General features: G+C 45.4%; 18 protein-coding genes. 8 read left to right on the top strand and 10 right to left on the bottom strand.

The genetic code is table 11. The features are described 5' to 3' along the window. Window positions 1-3: 3 nt before the first annotated feature. Window positions 4-621 carry a YigZ family protein gene (locus OCU35_RS00090; RefSeq protein WP_017029824.1) on the bottom strand — a complete coding sequence of 206 codons (618 nt, stop codon included), beginning with the start codon at window positions 619-621 and terminating at the stop codon, window positions 4-6. Between the two features lie 197 nt (window positions 622-818). On the opposite strand from OCU35_RS00090, the gene fadB reads away from it, so the two are divergent. The 3 genes from fadB to acuI all read left to right on the top strand — a co-directional run bounded on the left by fadB (window position 819) and on the right by acuI (window position 5,335). Continuing rightward, entirely contained in the window at window positions 819-2,990 is a 2,172-nt protein-coding gene (gene fadB / locus OCU35_RS00085) for a fatty acid oxidation complex subunit alpha FadB (RefSeq protein ID WP_261825484.1), read from the top strand. Between the two features lie 20 nt (window positions 2,991-3,010). Continuing rightward, a complete protein-coding gene (gene fadA, locus OCU35_RS00080; protein WP_065599299.1) occupies window positions 3,011-4,174 on the top strand; it encodes an acetyl-CoA C-acyltransferase FadA in 1,164 nt (387 codons plus the stop codon). Between the two features lie 177 nt (window positions 4,175-4,351). Then, window positions 4,352-5,335, top strand: coding sequence for an acrylyl-CoA reductase (NADPH) (gene acuI, locus OCU35_RS00075; protein ID WP_261825483.1), 984 nt, complete (start codon window positions 4,352-4,354; stop codon window positions 5,333-5,335). 46 nt (window positions 5,336-5,381) lie between these two features. Here the strand turns inward: acuI and OCU35_RS00070 are convergent, their stop codons facing one another. After that, complete coding sequence (locus OCU35_RS00070; protein ID WP_261825482.1) at window positions 5,382-6,323, bottom strand: LysR family transcriptional regulator; 942 nt, start codon at window positions 6,321-6,323, stop codon at window positions 5,382-5,384. A gap of 297 nt (window positions 6,324-6,620) precedes the next feature. Here OCU35_RS00070 and tusA point away from each other — a divergent pair, with 297 nt between their 5' ends. Continuing rightward, complete coding sequence (gene tusA, locus OCU35_RS00065) at window positions 6,621-6,869, top strand: sulfurtransferase TusA (RefSeq protein ID WP_017029819.1); 249 nt, start codon at window positions 6,621-6,623, stop codon at window positions 6,867-6,869. A 10-nt stretch (window positions 6,870-6,879) separates the two neighbouring features. Here tusA and OCU35_RS00060 read toward each other — a convergent pair whose 3' ends face one another. Continuing rightward, window positions 6,880-7,434, bottom strand: a complete 555-nt coding sequence (locus tag OCU35_RS00060; RefSeq protein WP_017029818.1) for a TMEM165/GDT1 family protein — start codon at window positions 7,432-7,434, stop codon at window positions 6,880-6,882. Between the two features lie 376 nt (window positions 7,435-7,810). On the opposite strand from OCU35_RS00060, the gene glyQ reads away from it, so the two are divergent. The 3 genes from glyQ to OCU35_RS00045 all read left to right on the top strand — a co-directional run bounded on the left by glyQ (window position 7,811) and on the right by OCU35_RS00045 (window position 12,195). Beyond that, a complete protein-coding gene (gene glyQ, locus OCU35_RS00055; protein ID WP_017029817.1) occupies window positions 7,811-8,734 on the top strand; it encodes a glycine--tRNA ligase subunit alpha in 924 nt (307 codons plus the stop codon). A 2-nt stretch (window positions 8,735-8,736) separates the two neighbouring features. Next, complete coding sequence (glyS, locus tag OCU35_RS00050; protein WP_065210326.1) at window positions 8,737-10,803, top strand: glycine--tRNA ligase subunit beta; 2,067 nt, start codon at window positions 8,737-8,739, stop codon at window positions 10,801-10,803. Window positions 10,804-10,932: 129 nt separating this feature from the next. Then, window positions 10,933-12,195, top strand: a complete 1,263-nt coding sequence (locus OCU35_RS00045; RefSeq protein ID WP_065210327.1) for a valine--pyruvate transaminase — start codon at window positions 10,933-10,935, stop codon at window positions 12,193-12,195. A 53-nt stretch (window positions 12,196-12,248) separates the two neighbouring features. Here OCU35_RS00045 and OCU35_RS00040 read toward each other — a convergent pair whose 3' ends face one another. Together OCU35_RS00040 and OCU35_RS00035 are read right to left on the bottom strand one after the other, a co-directional pair. Next, the gene (locus OCU35_RS00040) at window positions 12,249-12,605 is read right to left on the bottom strand and encodes a group I truncated hemoglobin (protein WP_065210328.1); all 357 of its coding nucleotides are present in this window, start codon (window positions 12,603-12,605) and stop codon (window positions 12,249-12,251) included. 15 nt (window positions 12,606-12,620) lie between these two features. Next, window positions 12,621-13,142 (bottom strand): hypothetical protein, encoded by a 522-nt coding sequence (locus OCU35_RS00035; protein WP_261825481.1) that lies wholly within the window; start codon window positions 13,140-13,142, stop codon window positions 12,621-12,623. 137 nt (window positions 13,143-13,279) lie between these two features. Between OCU35_RS00035 and OCU35_RS00030 the strand changes: the two genes are divergently transcribed. Continuing rightward, on the top strand, window positions 13,280-15,226 hold the full coding sequence (locus OCU35_RS00030; RefSeq protein ID WP_261825480.1) for a winged helix-turn-helix domain-containing protein: 1,947 nt from the start codon (window positions 13,280-13,282) through the stop codon (window positions 15,224-15,226). A gap of 71 nt (window positions 15,227-15,297) precedes the next feature. Here the strand turns inward: OCU35_RS00030 and OCU35_RS00025 are convergent, their stop codons facing one another. The 5 genes from OCU35_RS00025 to dnaA form a co-directional block, all read right to left on the bottom strand. Beyond that, on the bottom strand, window positions 15,298-15,750 hold the full coding sequence (locus OCU35_RS00025; protein ID WP_017029811.1) for an Hsp20 family protein: 453 nt from the start codon (window positions 15,748-15,750) through the stop codon (window positions 15,298-15,300). Window positions 15,751-16,103: 353 nt separating this feature from the next. Beyond that, entirely contained in the window at window positions 16,104-18,521 is a 2,418-nt protein-coding gene (gene gyrB, locus OCU35_RS00020; RefSeq protein ID WP_261825479.1) for a DNA topoisomerase (ATP-hydrolyzing) subunit B, read from the bottom strand. Window positions 18,522-18,794: 273 nt separating this feature from the next. Next, on the bottom strand, window positions 18,795-19,877 hold the full coding sequence (gene recF / locus OCU35_RS00015; RefSeq protein WP_017029809.1) for a DNA replication/repair protein RecF: 1,083 nt from the start codon (window positions 19,875-19,877) through the stop codon (window positions 18,795-18,797). Window positions 19,878-19,881: 4 nt separating this feature from the next. Continuing rightward, a complete protein-coding gene (gene dnaN / locus OCU35_RS00010; RefSeq protein WP_017033074.1) occupies window positions 19,882-20,982 on the bottom strand; it encodes a DNA polymerase III subunit beta in 1,101 nt (366 codons plus the stop codon). Between the two features lie 15 nt (window positions 20,983-20,997). Beyond that, window positions 20,998-22,401 (bottom strand): chromosomal replication initiator protein DnaA, encoded by a 1,404-nt coding sequence (dnaA, locus tag OCU35_RS00005; RefSeq protein ID WP_026026254.1) that lies wholly within the window; start codon window positions 22,399-22,401, stop codon window positions 20,998-21,000.

Genomic DNA, 22,401 nt, shown 5'->3' with positions numbered 1-22,401 from the left:
GGGTTAGCTCATCCTTGAAACTAAGGCTTTCGCCCCTGTTTTATTAGTCATGGTTTGGATAAAGTCACTTTCATTGAGGACTTCAATCTCCACAATCAGTTTAGCCTTGATATCGTAGGAGGCTGAGATTTCCACTGCCTCATACTGCGCCATAATAGACTGAGTTAATGATATGAGAGAGTAATCAACCTCTACTATTAACTGAGTTGTGATTTTCTTTTCGATTGTCTCTAGTAGTTTAAGGGCTTGTTGAACCCCTCCACCGTAGGCTTTAACCAGCCCACCAGTGCCTAATCGAATACCACCATAGTAACGAGTCACTACTGCAGTGAGTTCGCCCACTCCCGAACCCGTCAGCTGAGCCAATATCGGCTTACCTGCAGTACCAGAGGGTTCGCCATCATCGCTGAAGCCCCATTTCATTGAATCCTCAGGACGACCAGCAACAAATGCCCAGCAATTGTGTCTCGCGTCATTATGTTTCGCCTTTATTTCATCTACAAATGCTTTGGCTTGTTCAATAGACGGAGTGTGAGCCAAGTAGGTAATAAACTGACTCTTCTTGATCTCTTCTTCAAAAATCGTCGATTTTGCGGGTATTAGATAAGGAGAGGCATTCATTAGAACTATGTTTTATTTAGGTAATCCTATGAGTTTATCACGAGAACGCATTTCGATTAATAGTGACCGAAGCAACACTTGTTAACAACTTGTTGAACAAATGTATTGAATTTTGCTTATTAACTCGTCAAACTTAACTGGTCTTACCACGATCTTTAGCTCGCCTTTAAGGCTGACCCGACTCATGGAGAACACGGATGATCTATCAAGCAGAGACCCTCACGGTCAAACAACATCAAGATGGCATAGCCGAAATATGCTTTAGTGGGGCGAACTCCGTCAATAAGCTCGACCTTAAAACACTAGAATCCCTTGATATTGGCATTAAGTCATTACAGCAACTTAAAGACCTCAAAGGTGTGATTGTTACCAGTGATAAAGAGGCCTTTATTGTTGGGGCTGACATTACAGAGTTTCTTGGACTTTTTGCTAAGCCAAAAGAAGAGCTAAGTCAGTGGCTACAGTTCGCCAACTCCATCTTTAATAATCTTGAAGACTTACCTGTTCCCACCATTTCGGTCATTAAAGGACACGCTCTTGGTGGAGGCTGTGAGGCCATTCTAGCGACAGATTTCCGCTTAGCCGATAAGACAGCCAACATTGGATTACCGGAAACCAAGCTAGGAATAATGCCCGGATTTGGTGGAACCGTTCGACTACCGCGCCTGATCGGTGCTGACAGTGCAATGGAAATCATTACCGCTGGCAGTTCAAAGCGAGCGGAGCAATTACTAAGAATAGGCTTAATCGATGCCATTGTAGATACAGACAAACTGTTTGATTCTGCTGTATCGCTTATTCAAGACGCCAATCGCGGTGCTATCGACTGGCAGGCTCGTCGCAAACAAAAAACCTCACCATTAGGTCTAGGCAAGCTAGAAGCCATGATGAGCTTTACCACAGCTAAAGGTCTCGTTGCTCAAAAGGCGGGTCCTCACTATCCCGCACCAATGATGGCCGTAAAAACCATTGAAAGTGCTGCGAGGTTTGCTCGCGATGAAGCTCTGACTATAGAAAGAGAAAACTTCATAACCCTGACTCAAACAGAGGTCGCAACGTCACTAGTAGGGTTATTCCTCAACGACCAATATATAAAAGGTCTCGCCAAGAAAGCCGCTAAAGCATCGAATACACCTACCGAGCGAGCAGGCGTGCTTGGTGCAGGTATTATGGGTGGCGGTATCGCCTACCAATCCGCACTTAAGGGCGTTCCTGTACTAATGAAGGACATTGCACAGCCCTCTTTAGACCTAGGTTTAGATGAAGCCTCTAAATTGCTGAATAGTCGCCTACAACGAGGACGCATTAAGGCAGACAAAGTGGCTAAGGTTCTCACCTCTATTACACCTAGCCTTCACTACGCGGGTATTGAACAAGCTGATGTGATTATTGAAGCTGTAGTAGAAAACCCAAAAATCAAAGCCAGTGTTCTCGCTGAGGTAGAGCAATACGCAGACAAAGACGCTGTAATTACCTCTAACACCAGCACCATTCCTATCAATCTCTTGGCCAAATCATTAGAACGTCCAGAAAACTTCTGCGGTATGCACTTCTTTAACCCTGTGCATCGAATGCCTCTAGTGGAAATCATTCGTGGAGAGAAAACCTCTGATGAGACCATTAATCGCGTTGTGGCTTATGCCGCCAAAATGGGTAAATCACCTATCGTGGTCAATGACTGTCCAGGGTTCTTTGTAAACCGTGTTCTATTCCCGTATTTCAATGGGTTTAGCCAGTTAGTCAATGATGGTGCTGATTTTCAGCATGTCGATAAAGTGATGGAGCGTCAATTTGGCTGGCCAATGGGGCCTGCCTATTTACTCGATGTTGTTGGACTCGATACCGCGCATCATGCTCAGCAAGTGATGGCCAGTGGATTCCCTGAACGGATGGCAAAACAAGGCACTGATGCCATTGATGTTCTATTTGAGCAACAACGTTATGGCCAAAAAAATGGAGCAGGTTTCTACGAATATCAACCGGATAGAAAAGGTAAGCCTAAGAAGTCCTTTAACCCAGAGGTTAGTGAGTACTTAGCAATGTTAAACGCACCAAATAAGCAGTTCAGTGATGAAGAGGTACTTCATCGTATGATGATTCCTATGATCAACGAAGTGGTGTTGTGTCTTGAGGAAAACATTATTGCCTCGCCACAAGAAGCGGATATGGCCCTGGTATACGGCTTAGGGTTCCCACCATTTAGAGGGGGTGTATTCCGCTACCTAGACAGCTTAGGAATCAAAAATTACCTAGCGCTATGTGAGCAGTATCAATCACTAGGTCCACTGTATAAAGCACCACAACTGCTTCACTCAATGGCCAATTCTGGCGATAGCTTTTTCGCAAACCAACAAGCCACCAGCGTGTAATCAATAAGAGGGATTAGAAAATGAAAAATGTCGTAATTGTTGATTGCATTCGTACTCCAATGGGACGCTCTAAGGGTGGTGCCTTCCGTCATGTTCGAGCTGAAGATCTATCTGCTCATCTCATGAAGGGGCTTTTGAAGAGAAACCCAGCGGTTAACCCTAGCGAAATTGAAGATATCTATTGGGGCTGTGTGCAACAAACTCTTGAACAAGGCTTCAATATTGCCCGAAATGCCTCTCTACTTGCGGGCCTTCCTATTGAAATCGGAGCAGTGACCGTAAATAGATTATGTGGTTCTTCCATGCAGGCACTGCACGATGCGAGTCGCTCTATCATGGTGGGTGACGCTGATATTTGCATCATTGGCGGTGTTGAGCATATGGGCCACGTTCCAATGAATCATGGCGTCGATTTCCATGATGGTTTGGGTAAGAGTGTCGCCAAAGCTTCGGGCATGATGGGACTGACTGCTGAAATGCTAGGTAAGCTACACGGCATACCAAGAGAGCAACAGGACGAGTTTGCCGCACGCTCACATGCGCGCGCTCATCAAGCCACCTTAAGCGGTGCATTTAAGTCAGAGATCTATGCTACCGAAGCACACGCGGCGGATGGTTCGCTTATTTCTCTCGACTACGATGAAGTTATTCGTCCCGAAACCACGGTAGAAGGATTATCGCAACTAAGGCCTGTTTTTGACCCTGCAAACGGCACTGTGACTGCAGGATCATCATCAGCCTTGTCTGACGGTGCCTCAGCAATGCTGATAATGAGTGAGGAAAAAGCTAACGAGCTTGGCCTGACGATTCGAGCCAAGGTTAAATCAATGGCCATTGCCGGCTGCGATCCTGCCACAATGGGCTACGGTCCTGTTCCGGCAACCAAGAAAGCCCTAAAGCGTGCGGGGCTTACCATTGACGATATGGATGTGGTTGAACTTAATGAAGCCTTTGCAGCACAGGCCCTTCCGGTAGCCAAAGACCTTGGGCTGCTCGAAGTAATGGACGAAAAGGTGAATCTCAATGGTGGCGCCATTGCCCTTGGGCATCCACTGGGTTGTTCAGGTGCTCGAATCTCCACAACATTGATTAATTTAATGGAGAGTAAGGATGCGAAATATGGTTTAGCAACCATGTGTATTGGTTTAGGCCAAGGTATCGCAACTGTATTTGAACGACCATAGCCCTCCCTCTGCATGCGGCTCTAACATTGGTTAGAGTCGCACTTCCACTCAGATCATAAATTAACCATAATTAATGCACAAAATGCATACTTAAAATGATAACAAATCATTTTTTTTATTGGTAAATAGTCTCTAAACTTATCAGCAATCAAGCACGTTAACCCTTTGGAGTTACTAATGTTTAAAGCACTTGTTCTAAACCAAGAAGACAAAAAAACCCTTGCTGCTATCGAGCAGGTTGATGAATCACTATTACCAGAAGGTGATGTAGAAATCGCAGTAGATTACTCATCTCTAAACTATAAAGATGGTCTAGCGATTACGGGTAAGGGCAAAATCATTCGTAACTTCCCTATGGTTCCAGGTATCGATCTCGTCGGTACAGTGACCACTTCTGATGACGCTCGCTACCAAGCTGGTGACAAAGTCGTACTTACTGGTTGGGGCGTAGGTGAAAACCATTGGGGTGGCATGTCAGAGAAAGCACGCCTTAAAGGTGATTGGCTAGTACCGCTAGTAGACGGTTTATCTGGTCAGCAAGCAATGAGTATTGGTACTGCGGGTTTCACCGCAATGCTGTGTGTACAAGCTATCGTTGATGGTGGTGTAAAACCTGAAGACGGTGAAATTTTAGTAACCGGCGCTAGCGGTGGTGTTGGCAGCGTAGCCGTAACCCTACTAAACCAACTTGGGTATTCAGTGGCAGCAGTAACTGGCCGTGCATCTCAAAATGGCGACCTGCTGAAAAGCCTAGGTGCCTCTCGCATCGTTGAGCGCTCTGAATTTTCAGAACCGGCGAAACCACTAGAGCGTCAAGTATGGGCGGCAGCAGTAGATACTGTTGGTAGCAATATGCTGGCTAAAGTATTGGCACAGACTAACTACAACGGCGTTGTAGCAGCATGTGGTCTTGCTGGCGGATTCGATCTTCCGACCTCAGTAATGCCATTTATCTTGCGTAACGTCCGCTTGCAAGGTGTTGACTCTGTAATGTGCCCAAGAGAAAAACGCATTCAAGCTTGGGAGCGTTTAGTGGAACTGCTTCCTGCATCATACTTTGAGCAAGCCACTAAGCTCATTAACCTTGAAGATGCAATTCAAGCAGCCAATGACATCACTAATGGCCAAATCACTGGTCGTGTTGTGATTAAAGTAAGTTAGATTGCTGGGGGCAGCATTCTATAAGCCAGCGAAGAGATTCGCTGGCTTACTCCAACCCTAGATCCATAACCCTCTTTTCAATCAACCTCCCACATTCATTCTTTAGTATCCCTCGTAACCACTTTTGCGCCGGAGATGTGTCGCATCTCGAATGCCAGATAAGAGAATAATCAAAGGGAATAAATTCAAATGGCAGTGGCTTTATCACTAAGTCATGTCTTTCTGATACCAGATAAGCCAAATCGGCAGGAACCGTAATCACCAAAGGTAAGCGATCAACAATCGCTAATGCTGCCTCTAAATGATACGCACGCATGATCAAATTCATTGAGCCATGAGGCTTCAAACTGTCATCAATCAGAGATTTAACACCATCACTAATCGCTATCATGGCGTGAGGTAATGTCAAAAAGTCATCAATGGTCAAAGGCTTATCCGCTAACGGATGATGCTTTGATAGCAAACAAGTAACGCCCACTTTACCGAGCACCTCTCTACGCAAAGGCACCATTTCTGAAACGGGTCGGCAGATAGCCATGTCCGCTCTTTCTGCCGTCAATTGATGATAGATGTTGTCATGCTGCAGTGGCTGAAAGTCCAAGGAGATATTTGGCGCTTCTTCATAGATCTTAGGTAGTGCAAACGGCAGTATGGTTTGCATTGCATAGTCAGTGGTCGCTACCACGAAGCGTTGCGTGCACTGTGAGGGATCAAAGTCTGTGGGAGTGAGTAGATCCCTTATCGCTTCTAGCGGAAACTGAATCTGCTCGTTTATCAATAATGCTTTTTCTGTGGCTATGAGGTTTTGTCCATTGCGAGTAAACAGTGGATCATTTAACAGCTCTCTTAGTCGTCCCAACACGCGACTCATCGCCGACTGGCTGAGATTAAGCCTAAGGGCTGCTCGACTCACACTTCCCTCTTCTACCAAAACCCTTAAGGCGATAAATAGATTAAGATCTCTGCGATAAATATCTTCTAGTTCCATGTAACCTCAAACACCAACAAAGCGTATTGTTTTATAGTATCAGTTAAGTGAATTCGTGTTTACAAATAACCAATTTGGGTAGGATACTGAATTTTAGACAAAAAAATCCCGCATCGGAGTGCGGGGAAGCCCAAGAAAAAGGGATAGTGTCGGAATATCTGCTCAACTCAACTGTTATCAAGTTGTTAAATCTAAGTTAAATTAACAATACACCCTAAGGTGAAGATTGCCAAGTTGATATTGAATATTTTTTATACTCGAGTATGATCGCGGTCTCATTTTTTGGGAGAGGAAGCTATGTCGTTTAATCCAGAAGTTGCAAATCACATCCTAGAGGCAGAAGGTTTACGCTGCCCAGAGCCCGTTATGATGGTCAGAAAGACCATTCGTAATATGCAAGATGGCGAAGTATTGCTAGTTAAAGCAGACGACCCTTCTACGGTGCGCGATATTCCAAGCTTTTGTCGCTTCATGGATCATCAGCTAATCGCTGAAAAAACTGACGCAGCCCCATTTGAATACCTAATCAAAAAAGGGCTGGCTTAGTCTCGCCTCTCTAGTAAATGGCTGCGCTTACCGCAAGTATTGCAAACAGTGCAGCCGTTACCTTTCTGATCATTGCCAGTGGCAAGCGCTCTGCTGACAACTTCCCAATAATCACAACTGGCACATTCGCAAGTAACATCCCAATCGTTGTGCCCAGCACAACCATCATCAATGCATCCGAGTATTGCGCCCCTAAGATTGAGGTCGCAATCTGCGTCTTATCGCCGATCTCAGCCACGAAAAAAGCAATAAAGCTGGCCACAAAGGGGCCTTTGTTAGAGATAGACTCATCTTCATCTAGTTTGTCGGGAATAAGTACCCACAAAGCCATAGCGGCAAAGCTTGCTACAACAACCCACTTTAGAATCGCCGGGCTTAACAAATCAGAGACGAGTACGCCAAGCCAAGCTGCAACCGCATGGTTCGCTATAGTGGCTAAGAAAATGGCGGCAATGATAGGCAAAGGCTTGCGATAACGGCTTGCCAATAGAAGAGACAAAAGTTGGGTTTTATCACCGATCTCCGCTAAGGCAACGGTGGTGATAGAAATGGCTAGTACGCTCAAGGAATTCTCTCTTTAGGTGGGGATAACAAACAATAGACAAGTCTCACTCCCCACCTTGGTTCATGATTCTTATCTAAGGTCTTGCTAAACAAGTTGTCTCGAACGCCATGATGATTTTGCATCAATTATGTTGACGGACGAACCGGACAATTGACTGCCACGGTAAGCTACTCCCCAAAGATGCGGGGGATTTTAATCGCGCCCAAGGTCATAATCAAGTAGCAAATCCACCGCAAAGACTAGGATAAGCCCTTTCATTGCTGTTAAAGCCCGTTTGAACAAGGTATTGATGCTTTTTTCGCTACTCCAAAGGGCAATTCATGGGTATAATTTGAAGTTATTTCATTTTCAGACAAAAGAATCGCGCGAAACGACTATGCAAAAATACGATATCAAAACCTTCCAGGGAATGATCCTCGCGCTGCAGGATTATTGGGCTCAAAACGGATGTACTATTGTTCAACCGTTAGATATGGAAGTAGGTGCTGGCACCTCTCACCCAATGACATGTCTGCGTGCACTTGGCCCAGAGCCAATGTCTACGGCATATGTTCAGCCATCTCGTCGTCCAACTGACGGACGCTATGGTGAGAACCCAAACCGCCTGCAGCACTACTATCAATTCCAGGTAGCTCTTAAGCCTTCTCCAGATAATATTCAGGAGTTGTACCTTGGCTCACTTGAAGTGCTTGGTATCGATCCATTAGTTCACGATATTCGTTTCGTAGAAGACAACTGGGAAAACCCAACATTGGGTGCCTGGGGTCTTGGCTGGGAAGTTTGGCTAAACGGCATGGAAGTGACTCAGTTTACGTACTTCCAGCAAGTGGGTGGCCTTGAGTGTAAGCCAGTAACCGGCGAAATTACTTACGGTATCGAACGTCTAGCGATGTACATCCAAGAAGTAGACTCTGTTTACGACCTAGTATGGAACGTTGCTCCTGACGGCTCTAACGTGACTTACGGTGATATCTTCCACCAAAACGAAGTAGAGCAATCGACTTACAACTTCGAACACGCTGATGTTGATTTCCTATTCACATTCTTCGACCAGTGTGAAAAAGAGTGTAAAGAACTCCTAGAGCTAGAGAAGCCATTACCGCTTCCTGCTTACGAGCGTATTCTAAAAGCTGGCCACGCATTCAACATTCTTGATGCTCGCAAAGCTATATCTGTAACAGAGCGCCAACGCTACATCCTCCGCATCCGCAACCTAACAAAAGCTGTTGCAGAAGCATACTACGCATCGCGTGAAGCACTTGGCTTCCCTATGTGTAAAAAACAAGGTGAGGAGAAGTAATCATGGCAAAAGAATTTCTAATTGAACTGGGTACCGAAGAGCTACCACCAACGGCACTTCGTTCTCTAGCAGAAGCATTTGCTTCTAACTTTGAAGCGGGTCTTAAATCAGCTGAGCTTTCTCACGAAGGCATCAAGTGGTACGCAGCACCTCGTCGCCTTGCACTTAAAGTAACTGCACTGGCTGAAGGCCAAGCGGACAAAGTCGTTGAAAAACGTGGTCCTGCTATTTCTGTGGCCTTCGATGCTGAAGGTAACGCAACGAAAGCGGCACAAGGTTGGGCTCGTGGTAACGGTATTACTGTTGAGCAAGCTGACCGCCTGAAAACAGACAAAGGCGAGTGGCTTCTTTTCAAACAAGAAGTGGCTGGCAAACCTGTTCAAGAATTGGTGATGGACATTGCAGCGAAAGCACTAGCTGGCCTACCAATCCCTAAAGCAATGCGCTGGGGTAACTCAGACATTCAATTTATCCGTCCAGTGAAAACACTGACAGTACTGCTAGGTGATGAGCTTGTTGAAGGCGAAATCCTAGGCGTAGCATCTGCTCGTACTATCCGTGGCCACCGTTTCATGGGCGAACAAGAGTTCACAATCGATTCTGCTGACCAATACCCTGCGATCCTAGAAGAGCGCGGTAAAGTAATGGCCGATTACGAAGCACGTAAAGCCATCATCCTTGCTGATTCTCAAAAAGCGGCAGCAGCGGTTGGCGGTAAAGCTGACCTAGAAGATGACCTTGTTGAAGAAGTAACGTCTCTGGTTGAATGGCCAGTAGTATTGACAGCGAAGTTTGAAGAAGAATTCCTAAAAGTACCTTCTGAAGCTTTGGTTTACACCATGAAAGGTGACCAAAAGTACTTCCCTGTTTACGACGAAAACAAGAAGCTACTTCCTAACTTTATCTTCGTATCAAACATCGAGTCTAAAGAGCCTCGTCACGTTATCGAAGGTAACGAGAAAGTTGTACGTCCACGTCTTGCTGATGCTGAGTTCTTCTTCAACACAGACCGTAAGCGTCCGCTGATCGACCGTCTTGCTGAGCTAGACCAAGCTATCTTCCAGAAGCAGCTTGGTACTATCAAAGACAAAACAGACCGCATCACAGAACTTGCTGGCTACATCGCTGGGCAAATCGATGCTGACGTTGAGAAATCTAAGCGTGCAGGCCTACTGGCTAAATGTGACCTAATGACATCTATGGTATTCGAATTCACGGATACACAAGGTGTAATGGGTATGCACTACGCGACTCACGATGGTGAAGACGAGCAAGTTGCACTGGCGCTTTACGAGCAGTACATGCCTCGTTTCGCTGGTGACGATCTACCAAGCACTGGTATCTCTTCAGCAGTAGCAATGGCAGACAAGCTAGACACTATTGTTGGTATCTTCGGTATTGGCCAAGCACCAAAAGGTTCTGACCCATTTGCTCTACGTCGTGCATCACTAGGTGTGCTACGTATCATCGTTGAAAACGGCTACAACCTAGATCTAACCGATCTGATCGGTAAAGCGAAAGAGCTACTAGGCGACAAGCTAACCAACGACAATGTAGAAGCTGACGTTATCGACTTTATGCTAGGCCGTTTCCGCGCATGGTACCAAGATGCTGGTTTCAGCGTTGATATCATCCAAGCGGTACTCGCACGTCGTCCAACTAAGCCAGCTGACTTTGATCAACGTGTAAAAGCAGTTTCTCACTTCCGTGAACTTGAAGCAGCAGAGGCACTAGCGGCAGCCAACAAGCGTGTGGGTAATATCCTAGCGAAATTCGATGGCGAGCTAGCGGAAGAGATCGACCTTGCTCTTCTACAAGAAGATGCTGAGAAAGCACTAGCAGAAAACGTTGAAGTCATGGCTGAAGCGCTAGAGCCTGCATTTGCAACGGGTAATTACCAACAAGCCCTAAGCAAACTTGCTGATCTACGTGAGCCTGTTGATGCCTTCTTCGATAACGTTATGGTTATGGCCGATGACGAAGCATTGAAAAAGAACCGCTTAACGCTGCTGAATAAGCTGCGTAATCTGTTCTTGCAGATTGCTGATATTTCTCTTCTGCAGAAATAACCCATTTAAAGCCCAGCACTCGCTGGGCTTTTTCTTTGCAAATAATTATTCCAGCTATTGAGTAACCCCCTCCCTCTGAGCTAAGGTTTGTCTCTTTCCTATACTTTTAAGAAATAGTCAGGGCTTTGCATGTCTTCTTCGAAAATCTATTCAAAATTCGGCGAAAAATTTAATCGCAACTCAGGTATCACTCAGTTGATGGGTGACCTTAATGACGGCTTGCGTACACCTGGTGCCCTCATGCTCGGCGGTGGCAACCCTGCTGCTATTCCAGAGATGATGGACTACTTCTCAGAAGTCACCTCACAAATGCTAGCCAACGGCGAGCTTGTGTCTGCAATGGCCAACTATGATGGCCCTCAAGGCAAAGACACCTTTGTTAAAGGCTTAGCAAAGCTACTCAGAGATACCTATGGCTGGGACATCAGTGAAAAAAACATCTCGCTGACCAATGGTAGCCAAAGTGCGTTCTTCTACCTATTTAACCTGCTTGCAGGTAAGCAACCAGATGGCAGCCATAAAAAAATACTACTACCACTCGCACCTGAGTATATTGGTTACTGTGACTCTGGCATTGAAGACGACATCTTTGTCTCTTATAAGCCAGAAATTGAGTTGCTAGAAGATAGACAATTTAAGTATCACGTTGATTTCTCACAACTGAAAATTGATGAATCTGTCGCGGCCATTTGCGCATCTAGACCTACAAACCCAACCGGAAACCTATTGACCGATGAAGAGGTTTACAAGCTAGATGAGTTGGCACGTAAGCATAATATCCCTCTGATATTAGATAATGCTTATGGCACGCCATTTCCCAATATTGTGTTTGAAGAAGCGACGCCATTTTGGAACGACAACACCATATTGTGTATGAGTCTTTCCAAACTGGGTTTGCCCGGTTTACGCTGCGGAATTGTGATTGCCAATGAAGAAACCACACGAGCCTTAACCAACATCAATGGCATCATAGGATTAGCCCCAGGTAGTATAGGCCCTGCGGTGGCTCAACATATGATTGAGTCAAATGACCTACTGCGATTAAGCGATGATGTCATCAAGCCTTTCTATCAACAAAAATCCATAAGAGCGGTATCGCTTTTGCAATCAGCGATTGTTGACCCAAGATTTAGAATTCACAAACCTGAAGGGGCTATGTTCCTTTGGTTATGGTTTGACGAACTGCCGATTACCACAATGGAACTGTACAAGCGTCTGAAGGCTAGAGGTGTATTGATTGTTCCTGGAGAGTACTTCTTCTTTGGACAAGAAGACCTGTGGGATCACTCTCACCAATGTCTGAGAATGAACTACGTACAGAATGATGAGGATATGCAAAAGGGTATTCAAATCATTGCTGAGGAAGTCAAAAAGGCTTATCAAGGCGCATAATACGCCATATAAAAACGACGATAACCGATAAGCGTCATCGTCGTTTACTCTCCTCAAACCAATATGACATCAGAGCGCATGCTATAAAGAACAAACAGCACTTCTTCTTGCTCTCTCTGCCCCACATTATTTTTATTCATGGCCTCAAGAGCGTCATCTAACACGGCTACAAATTCAACAGCAGAAATATTCATGCCTTTATGTACAGCAAGCATGTCTTTTCCCTTATACAGGTTAGGACCTCCAGTCCCCGTAATAAAGAACTCTGCCACCGACGTCTTTAATCGCGATAAGTCAGAATCAGCAAATCGAGTGCTGATCGCCTTATTGGCAAGGTGAAGGTCTACAATATCACTGGAGATTTGAGTAATAGACTCTGAGCCTCCCAATCTTTCATACAATGTCGACATAACTCTATTCCTTCATTATTTATTCTTGATGGGCACCATAATGTGAGCATAAGGTGTGTCCTTCCACATTACATAAGGCCCTCCATTAAAGGGGTCATCACTCACCCCTTTCAGAAGCTCTTTTGGCACAACAATCATTAGATGTGGCCCCTCTTTCACCCATACATCACCATTGTCAGGATCCGTAGCGGCTGGGTTGGAGTTACTCACATACGCATCACCCTGCATCATGTATGAAATGCCTATCCGGTCGGTTTCAAAGGGCTGACCGGTAGCTGCGGCCTTAAGTAATTTAGACCACACCGCATCGTTACACATCGGGTGCATATCTCCGGGCACAACAGGGATGCCAGGAACACAATGCCAATGAGAGTCCCCCTCACGCAGAACTGAGCCATCGGTATCAAGGATAGTCGCTTTTGAGCTAAGGTCGCTATGTGCGGCACTTTCTGCACGCTGAACCTTTTCCTCTGCAGCACTACTCGTAAAACCAATCAAATAACTTCCTAGCACTAGGCCTATTAGCAATTTACTCATAGGAATTCCTTACGTTTCATCTATGTAAGACACTTACAAGGATAAAACTTGATAGCGACTATAATTATGAGGATTTAGTGAGATTTGCATGAAGTAGCGTGAATAAGAAACCCGACAACCTCACCTAGGCATTGACTATGGACACAGCTGTCATTGAAAAGACTCGATCCAGAGAGCTAGAGTTTTTGGCTCAAAGTATGCAGTTCTATGGCCCTGATGTGATTGGCTTATATGGCATTGCTGGTGTGGGCAAAAGCACGCTTCTTAATCAATTCGCGACTCTCTACCCTAGCCGCTGCTTTAAAATCAATTGCCAACAAATAGAACCAACACCAAGAGCCTTCTTGCAATGTCTTCAGCAGATAACCATGAGTGATGAAGCAAGCTTAAGCTCTATTTCTGCGGCTCTCGATGCAGCAGCAACGCCAACTCCGCCCGTGTTGCTACTCGATCAATTTGAGTCCATAAACCTGATCGAGTCTTGGCTAAGACAAGAATGCATGCCGGCTCTTTTAGGAAGAATAAGGCTCATATTTTGTGGTCGATTACTGCCTGCTAACCAATGGATAATCAACCCAAGCGCTGAGCTAAACTACCTCAGCTTAAAGCTAGAGTGCTTATCCTTTAACGATTCTATTCGCTTCCTGCAAGCTCAGGGGCATTCTGTCAGTGTCGCATTGGGAATCAACCAATTTGCTAATGGTCACCCCCTTGCGTTGAGGTTGGCTAGTAACGCGGTCTTGGAACGACCTCAACGCCAGTTGAGCGAACAACCTCCCAATAACATTATTCATTCATTGGTGCGTTTTTTTATTGAAGACATTCACGACCCTGAGTTACAGCAGGCATTACTTGCCTGCTCGGTGATCAGACGAATGACTGAGCCTTTACTCAAGGCCATGCTGCTTTGTACTCATTCACAAGCCAATAAGCTGTATGAGGATTTAGCACAGATCGATTTTGTAGAGGTCAATGAAGATGGCTTGAGTTTGCATGAGGTACTGAAAAAGACATTAAGCTCGGATCTGAAGTCCCGCTCACCACAACAATTTAGTGTTTTCCGCCAAAGAGCGAGCCAGCAGATACGTACCGAGCTAGAGAGTGCAAGTCTGGGTCAGATGTGGCGCTACACGGCCGACATTATCTATCTGGTAGAAAACAGTGTCATTCGTAACGCCTTCTTTCCTCCCAACGATCAGCGCGAATATAGCATTGAGCCCGCTTGTGAAGCCGATAAGCCGTCTGTGATGGCTATCATTACAAATCATGAGCCACAACAGGCAATATCCATCTACGAACATTGGTGGCAAAAACATATTAATGCCTTTCATTGTGTTAAGGATACACAAGGAAAAATAGCAGGATTCTACTGCTTACTGAAAACGACAGAAATACTGACCCACCAGCTAGATGAAGACCCTATAACCAAAGCCTGGGTTACCCACTTAAACGAGACTGAAGCGCCAGACGGCAATAATGCAGAGCACATTTTTATTCGTCGTTGGCTATCCCTAGATAAAGGAGAATCATTAAGTGGCGTACAAGCCGCATGCTGGCTCGACATAAAACGAATCTATCTGGAAATGAGGCCTCAACTTAAACGCGTCTATCTCACTCTGCAAGATCTCCAGCCCTATGCCCCTGCGGCGCTTGAGCTAGGTTTTCAAGTTCTTGATATAGAAGTCGATATTGACGGTATCCCCTATTACTCAGCCATGCTAGACATGGGAGAAGAATCCGTGAATGGCTGGGTATCTAAGCGACTGCTTCATGAACTCAGCTGTCAGGAGTCCATCATCGCCCGCCCATCATGGTTTGATGTTGATGCAAGGCAGATCCGAACGAGCCACTCGCAAATCGACCTGACACCACTGGAGTTTAATACCTTGTCTCTATTAATCTCACATCAGGAAGAGGTGGTATCACGCAAGCTGTTGCTCAAAGAGGTGTGGGGAATTGAGCATAATGGTTCAAGTAATGTGGTAGATACCATTGTACGTTCATTAAGAAGGAAGCTGGGTAGTAACTCAACGCACATTCAATCTGTAAGAGGTACGGGATACCGGTTTAATGTTGATGCGTAAGCAATAAAAAAGAGCGCCTTAGGCGCTCTCTCACTACTTTATTATGTTGCTAGTTACTTTTCTATTGCTAACTACTTTGCCGAGTCAGTGTTGCTCTCGATAAGATTGCTGCCATTGATTGCAATTTTACGTGGTTTCATCGCTTCTGGAATTTCACGCTCTAAATCAACGTGCAGTAAGCCATTTTCCATCGTTGCACCAATCACTTTCACATAATCAGCTAACTGGAATTTACGTTCAAAATCACGCTCAGCGATACCTTGGTAAACATAGGTTTTACCTTCTTCGGCTTTACGCTCACCACGTACAATAAGTACGTTTTCTTTTTGAGTAATATCCATTTGGTCATCAGAAAAACCTGCTACCGCCATTGTAATGCGGTACTTATTTTCATCTTGCTGTTCAATGTTGTACGGAGGGTAACCGCCAGAAGTATTCTTCGCGTTTGATGTTTCCATCATGTTGAAAAGACGGTCAAAACCAATAGCGTTACGGTATAAAGGAGTGAAATCTACAGTTCTCATATAACTATCCTAATCTTTAGCAATAGCCTTAACTCAGAGTGGCGAGTTAAGGGTGTTGTTTCCATTCCATCTAGGACATGGGTTCAACAGGTTTAAGTTGTATGCTTGACTCTGTCCTTCCTCTCATGAGCGAAGCGAGTTAAGCGGTTCAGAAGACCCATCAGGCATCCTCTTCACAACTAGATATAGGGATGAGCAAAATCTGTTTCAAGGGATTATTTTGAAATTTTTTAGCAACTATTTATTTTTCAGATAGTTAGAAAAGAAAAAAGCACCACCAAAACGGTAGTGCTTTTCTTTAGTTCTGTGTGCTCTAAGATTCTGAACTTTCGTCAGAATGACGGCAACCGTTACTAAACGTCTAGGTTAGCTACTTTCAGTGCGTTATCTTCGATAAAGCGACGACGAGGCTCTACGTGATCACCCATTAGAGTAGTGAACAACTGGTCTGCGCCCACTGCATCTTCGATAGTCACCTGCATCATGCGACGAGTATCCGGGTCCATAGTGGTTTCCCAAAGCTGATCTGGGTTCATCTCACCTAGACCTTTGTAACGCTGTAGTGAAAGACCACGACGAGACTCTTTGGTTAGCCACTCTAGTGCTTCTCGGAAGGTGGTTACTTGCGCGGTACGCTCACCACGTTTCACATAAGCATCTTCTTCTAGCAGGCCTTCTAGCGCCTCAGAAAGAGTCGCTAGCTTGTTGTATTCTTTCGTCGCAAGTAGCTCTAGGCTAACCACATACTCGTAGTGAACACCGTGAGTACGAACAACAACCTTAGGCAAAGAAACATTCAGCTCTTGGTGTTTTTCAACTTCTAAGCTGTATTGGCTAGCGCCTACTTCTTTTGCATTAAGTTGAGCCACTAAACGCTCACCCCAAGCCGTTACTGTCGCTTCATTTTGACACTCTTCAGCAGTAAGACGAGGTACATAAATGAACTCTTCCACTAGCGCTTTTGGCAATTGACGAGCCATACGTTCAACGAGCTTAGTCGCTTGGTTAAACTGAGTCACTAGAGCCTCTAGAGGCTCACCCGAAAGAGCGGGAGCTTCAGGGTTCACATACAGTGCAGCGTTATCAAGAGCCAGCGCAGTTTGGTACTGAGTCATTGCATCTTCATCTTTAATGTACTGCTCTTGCTTACCCTTCTTCACTTTGTAAAGTGGTGGCTGAGCGATGTAGATGTAACCACGCTCAATCAGCTCAGGCATTTGACGGTAGAAGAACGTCAGCAGTAGAGTACGGATGTGCGAGCCATCCACATCGGCATCGGTCATGATGATGATGTTGTGGTAACGCAACTTATCTGGGTTGTACTCGTCACGACCAATACCACAGCCAAGTGCTGTAATCAGTGTCGCTACTTCTTGAGAAGAAAGCATCTTGTCAAAGCGTGCCTTCTCAACGTTTAGGATCTTACCTTTAAGTGGAAGAATCGCTTGGTTCTTACGGTTACGACCCTGCTTAGCACTACCGCCCGCAGAGTCACCCTCCACTATGTATAGTTCGGAAAGCGCTGGGTCTTTCTCTTGGCAATCTGCGAGCTTACCTGGCAGACCTGCTAAATCTAATGCGCCTTTACGACGTGTCATCTCACGTGCTTTACGCGCTGCATCACGCGCACGTGCTGCATCGATAATTTTGCTACAAACGATCTTAGCTTCACCTGGGTTCTCCATTAAGAACTCAGATAGCTTCTCGCCCATTGCAGATTCAACCGCAGACTTCACCTCAGACGAGACTAACTTGTCTTTGGTTTGGCTTGAGAACTTAGGATCAGGAACCTTAACCGAGATTACCGCAGTCAAACCTTCACGAGCATCATCACCTGAAGTGGCGGTTTTCGCTTTCTTAGAGAAACCTTCTTTATCCATAAAGCTGTTCAGTGTACGCGTTAACGCAGCACGGAAACCGGCTAGGTGAGTACCACCATCACGCTGAGGGATATTGTTGGTGAAACAGTAGATATTCTCTTGGTAGCCATCATTCCACTGCATCGCTACTTCAACTGAGATACCGTCTTCACGCTCAGAATCAAAGTGGAATACTTTTTGGATGATAGGTGTTTTGTTCGTGTTTAGGTAATCAACGAACGCTTGTGTACCACCTTCATACATGAAGTGATCAAACTTATCTTCTTCACGTTCATCCATTAACTTGATTGATACGCCAGAGTTCAGGAATGAAAGCTCACGTAAACGCTTCGCTAGAATATCGTAATGGAATTCGATATTGGTGAACGTATCTTCACTTGGCCAGAAACGAATCTCTGTACCTGTTTTATCTGTTGTACCAACTGCAGCAAGCGGTGCTTCAGGTTCACCATGATGGTAAGTCTGCTTATAAATTTCACCCGCGCGTTGAATGGTCAGAGTGACTTGCTTAGACAGTGCGTTTACAACTGAAACACCTACACCATGAAGACCACCCGATACCTTGTATGAGTTGTCATCAAATTTACCACCCGCGTGCAATACGGTCATGATAACTTCGGCTGCAGAGACTTTTTCTTCTTCGTGCATTTCCGTAGGAATACCACGACCGTCATCGCTTACAGAGACAGAGTTATCTTCATGGATAGTTACGATAATGTCGTTACAGTGACCTGCTAACGCTTCATCAATAGAGTTATCCACTACCTCGAATACCATATGATGAAGACCTGTTCCGTCGTCTGTGTCACCTATGTACATACCTGGACGCTTACGAACCGCATCTAGGCCTTTTAGTACTTTAATACTCGATGAATCGTAATTTTCTGCCATGAGTTACTCTCTATTTGGGTCTATGTATCATCCATGTTACGGCCAAACCAAAGTGACGCTTTGGTGAGCTCGCAAATACCGATAATAGCCATCTATATTGAATATGTTCTACTACGCTAGGAATCTAAAATCTCTAGCTGTTAAAGTAGCATAGTAAGACCTAAACCTAGTATTTGAGGGGCTTTCATCCCTCATTGGTTTAAATCTCGATTTTTCGTCAAATTTGTCTAATTTGCTCAGCTACAACAAAGGGGTCGATGCATAATCTAACCCTTATTCTACTAGCTCTATTTTGCCACGTTCCACATGAAACATCTTGCTATTTTCGCTGTTCATTTCAGCAATTTGGCTTTTTGTAATAGAGCTTACAAATACTTGTGCTCCAGTTTCCTTTAAGCAGTCCGCTAAGCGTGCTCTTCGTTGACTATCAAGCTCTGATGCAAAGTCATCGATGAGGTATATGCACTGTTTTTCAGTCAACTTTGTTAGGTGTTGGCCTTGGGCAACTCGCAATGCACATACCAATAGTTTTAGTTGTCCTCGAGACAGGATATCTTCTACTGGTGTGCCGTTGACCCTAATTTTTAGGTCAGCCTTATTTGGTCCACTAAAAGTATAGCCAAGGTGCTGATCTCTCTCGAAATTTCTTTCCAATAATTCGGCATAATCCGCTCCTTTCTCCCAACCTTGGTAAAAAGAGATAGAAACATCAAACTCTGAGAGAAAATCCTTACACAGTGGCTCGGCCACTTCTTTCAATTGCGCCACATACTGAGCACGCCAAGTGGAGATCATTTCCGCCAGCTTTGCCAGTTCCTGATCCCAGTAACTCAGCTCTCGATAACTGCGGGCAGTTTTGAGTAAGGCGTTGCGCTGCTTGTTGAGGCGCTTTATTCGCCCCCACACCTCATAAAACTGAGGTTCACAGTGAAAGACGCCCCAATCAATAAAAGCGCGGCGGTGCTTAGGTCCATCAGTAAGTAAATCAAAGCCTTCGGGGTGAATCAGCTGCAAAGGTAACACCTTAGCAAGCTCAGCCAGCTTTTGGCCTGTTTCACCAGAGATCTTCACCTCTGTACTGCCATCACGACGCTTGTTGATACCAATAGGAAGTTCAAATTGCTGTGGGTTCTGTAATCTGCCATGAACAAACAAGTCACTGCAGTCGTGCTGAATAATACGACCGGTAATCGAGCTCTTGAATGAGCGACCATGTCCAAGTAGGTAGATGGCTTCTAGCAAGCTGGTTTTACCGCTGCCGTTAGCCCCTATAAGAAAATTAAAGCCTGGCGATGGGCTAACATCGCAGGCTTCAATATTTCGGAACTGTTTAATAACAAGACGAGTAAGAGGCATACCGTTATAGACGGATCGGCATTACCACGTATTGAGCGCTTGAATCTTCAGCGTTCTCAATCAAGGCACTCGCATTCGCATCAGACATAGAAAGAGAAACCTTCTCACAGCGTACTGCGTTTAATACATCCAATACGTAGCTAACATTGAAGCCAATCTCTAGGTCATCACCTTGATAATCAACATCAACCACCTCTTGCGCTTCTTCTTGCTCAGGGTTGTTGGCTGTGATCTGCATAGTGCCACTAGAAAGGTTTACTCGCACACCACGGAATTTCTCATTGGAGAGAATAGCGGCGCGAGAGAATGCCTGACGTAGGTCTTCACAATCCGCAATCACAGTCTTAGTGGTGTTTTGTGGCATTACTCGGCGGTAGTCAGGAAAACGTCCATCGACTAGTTTAGAGGTGAACACAAAGTTAGCGACACTTGCTCGAATGTTTGAAGAACCAATCAACAAGGTGACAGACTCGTCCGGCTGGTCAAGGATCTTCATCAGCTCAAGAACACCCTTGCGAGGGATAATCACTTGCTGCTGAGGGTGACTGTCAGAGAGCGTTGTTTCAGAAACCGCCATACGGTGGCCATCGGTGGCCACAGAGCGCAACGTACTGCCATCGATATCAAACAACATACCGTTGAGGTAGTAGCGCACATCTTGGTTAGCCATAGAGAATTGTGTCTTCTCTATTAGTGCTCTTAGGTTACCTTGAGTCAAAGTCAGCTCTGTATCAGACTGCCAATCTTCAATGTTTGGGAAATCTATCGCAGGTAGCGTCGCTAAAGAAAAGCGGCTTCGACCTGAACGAACGACCACGCGCTCGGCATCAAGGGAAAGGGTAATATCCGCATTATCAGGAAGACCACGACAAATATCGAAGAACTTACGTGAAGGAACGGTAATGCTTCCTGGCTCAAAGTCATTCTCTAATTGAACCTGACTGATCAGCTCAACCTCAAGGTCTGTTGCCGTCATAGATAAGAAGCCGTTTTCAACCTTGAGTAATACATTGCCCAAAATAGGTAAAGCAGGGCGACCTGCTAGCGCACCAGAAACCTGTTGCAGGGGCTTGATCAGAAGCTGACGATTAATAGTGAATTTCATTCTATTAATTACCTATTACGATGAAAGTGTACGAATTAAGTTAGAGTAGTCTTCTTTGATGTCATGACTCTCTTCACGAAGCTGTTCAATCTTACGGCATGCATGCAGTACCGTAGTATGGTCACGACCACCAAACGCATCACCAATTTCAGGCAAGCTGTGGTTGGTCAACTCTTTTGCGAGTGCCATCGCCAATTGGCGCGGACGAGCAACAGAACGAGAACGGCGCTTAGACAAGAGGTCTGCAACCTTAATCTTGTAGTATTCCGCGACGGTCTTTTGAATATTATCTATGGTGACGAGTTTTTCTTGAAGAGCCAGCAAGTCACGCAGCGCTTCACGAACAAAATCGATAGTGATAGGACGGCCAGTGAAATTCGCATTCGCGATCACACGGTTCAATGCCCCTTCAAGCTCACGGACATTTGAACGCAGGCGTTTAGCAATAAAGAATGCCACTTCATCCGCTAAATGAATCTGATGGTCTTCAGCCTTCTTCATCAAGATAGCGACGCGAGTCTCAAGCTCTGGTGGTTCAATCGCAACCGTCAAGCCCCAGCCAAAGCGAGACTTAAGACGGTCTTCTACCCCGTTGATCTCTTTAGGATAACGATCCGAGGTAAGGATAATTTGTTGATTGCCTTCTAACAGCGCATTAAAGGTGTGGAAGAACTCTTCTTGTGAACGCTCTTTGTTCGCAAAGAATTGAATGTCATCGATAAGCAAGGCATCGACGCTTCGGTAATAACGCTTAAATTCTTCTATCGCATTGTTTTGCAGAGCTTTTACCATATCTTGCACAAAACGCTCAGAGTGCATATACACCACTTTTGCGTTCGGCTTGTTATCAACAATGGCATTACCTACAGCATGCAAAAGGTGAGTCTTGCCCAAACCCGTTCCACCGTATAGGAACAATGGGTTGTAGGCAGCACCTGGGTTATCAGACACTTGGCGTGCAGCCGCTAGACCCAATTGGTTCGATTTACCCTCAACGAAGTTATTGAAGCGGTGCTTCACATTTACGTTTGAACGGTAGGTGATGTCAGAAACATCACTATCGTTATCCCAAGTTTTATGCACAGGCTTACGACGCGCCAATTGTGCAGGTGCAGAGAACTCAGCAGCTACGTCAGCGGCCGACTTTCTGGCAGTCGGTGGTGGCGCTGATACCGGTTTACTGCCCACCTCAAATCTGAGGTTAGGGATATCGTTATCACAGAATTCTTGCAGGTGGCGATTAATGCTGTTGATGTACTTATCGCGAACCCAATCCAAAACGAATCGATTTGGGGCAAATAAGGTCAGTGTGTTACCACTTAGCTCAGCTTGAAGTGGTCGTACCCACATGCTGAATTCGGCAGCAGGAAGCTCTTCCTGAAGTTGCTGCAAACATTGAGTCCAAAGCGAAGATGACAC

It is taken from the genome of Vibrio breoganii (genome assembly GCF_024346795.1).
Lineage (GTDB): Bacteria > Pseudomonadota > Gammaproteobacteria > Enterobacterales > Vibrionaceae > Vibrio > Vibrio breoganii.
This window is presented reverse-complemented; position numbering and strand designations above follow the sequence as displayed.

What these genes read in the sequence shown, in the direction of transcription:
- glyQ (WP_017029817.1), top strand. Translation starts at nt 7,811, where the DNA reads ATGCAAAAATACGATATCAAAACCTTCCAGGGAATGATCCTCGCGCTG.
- dnaN (WP_017033074.1), bottom strand. Translation starts at nt 20,982, where the DNA reads ATGAAATTCACTATTAATCGTCAGCTTCTGATCAAGCCCCTGCAACAG.
- recF (WP_017029809.1), bottom strand. Translation starts at nt 19,877, where the DNA reads ATGCCTCTTACTCGTCTTGTTATTAAACAGTTCCGAAATATTGAAGCC.
- acuI (WP_261825483.1), top strand. Translation starts at nt 4,352, where the DNA reads ATGTTTAAAGCACTTGTTCTAAACCAAGAAGACAAAAAAACCCTTGCT.
- OCU35_RS00070 (WP_261825482.1), bottom strand. Translation starts at nt 6,323, where the DNA reads ATGGAACTAGAAGATATTTATCGCAGAGATCTTAATCTATTTATCGCC.
- OCU35_RS00040 (WP_065210328.1), bottom strand. Translation starts at nt 12,605, where the DNA reads ATGTCGACATTGTATGAAAGATTGGGAGGCTCAGAGTCTATTACTCAA.
- OCU35_RS00045 (WP_065210327.1), top strand. Translation starts at nt 10,933, where the DNA reads ATGTCTTCTTCGAAAATCTATTCAAAATTCGGCGAAAAATTTAATCGC.
- OCU35_RS00035 (WP_261825481.1), bottom strand. Translation starts at nt 13,142, where the DNA reads ATGAGTAAATTGCTAATAGGCCTAGTGCTAGGAAGTTATTTGATTGGT.
- OCU35_RS00090 (WP_017029824.1), bottom strand. Translation starts at nt 621, where the DNA reads ATGAATGCCTCTCCTTATCTAATACCCGCAAAATCGACGATTTTTGAA.
- gyrB (WP_261825479.1), bottom strand. Translation starts at nt 18,521, where the DNA reads ATGGCAGAAAATTACGATTCATCGAGTATTAAAGTACTAAAAGGCCTA.
- fadA (WP_065599299.1), top strand. Translation starts at nt 3,011, where the DNA reads ATGAAAAATGTCGTAATTGTTGATTGCATTCGTACTCCAATGGGACGC.
- tusA (WP_017029819.1), top strand. Translation starts at nt 6,621, where the DNA reads ATGTCGTTTAATCCAGAAGTTGCAAATCACATCCTAGAGGCAGAAGGT.
- glyS (WP_065210326.1), top strand. Translation starts at nt 8,737, where the DNA reads ATGGCAAAAGAATTTCTAATTGAACTGGGTACCGAAGAGCTACCACCA.
- OCU35_RS00025 (WP_017029811.1), bottom strand. Translation starts at nt 15,750, where the DNA reads ATGAGAACTGTAGATTTCACTCCTTTATACCGTAACGCTATTGGTTTT.
- OCU35_RS00030 (WP_261825480.1), top strand. Translation starts at nt 13,280, where the DNA reads ATGGACACAGCTGTCATTGAAAAGACTCGATCCAGAGAGCTAGAGTTT.
- fadB (WP_261825484.1), top strand. Translation starts at nt 819, where the DNA reads ATGATCTATCAAGCAGAGACCCTCACGGTCAAACAACATCAAGATGGC.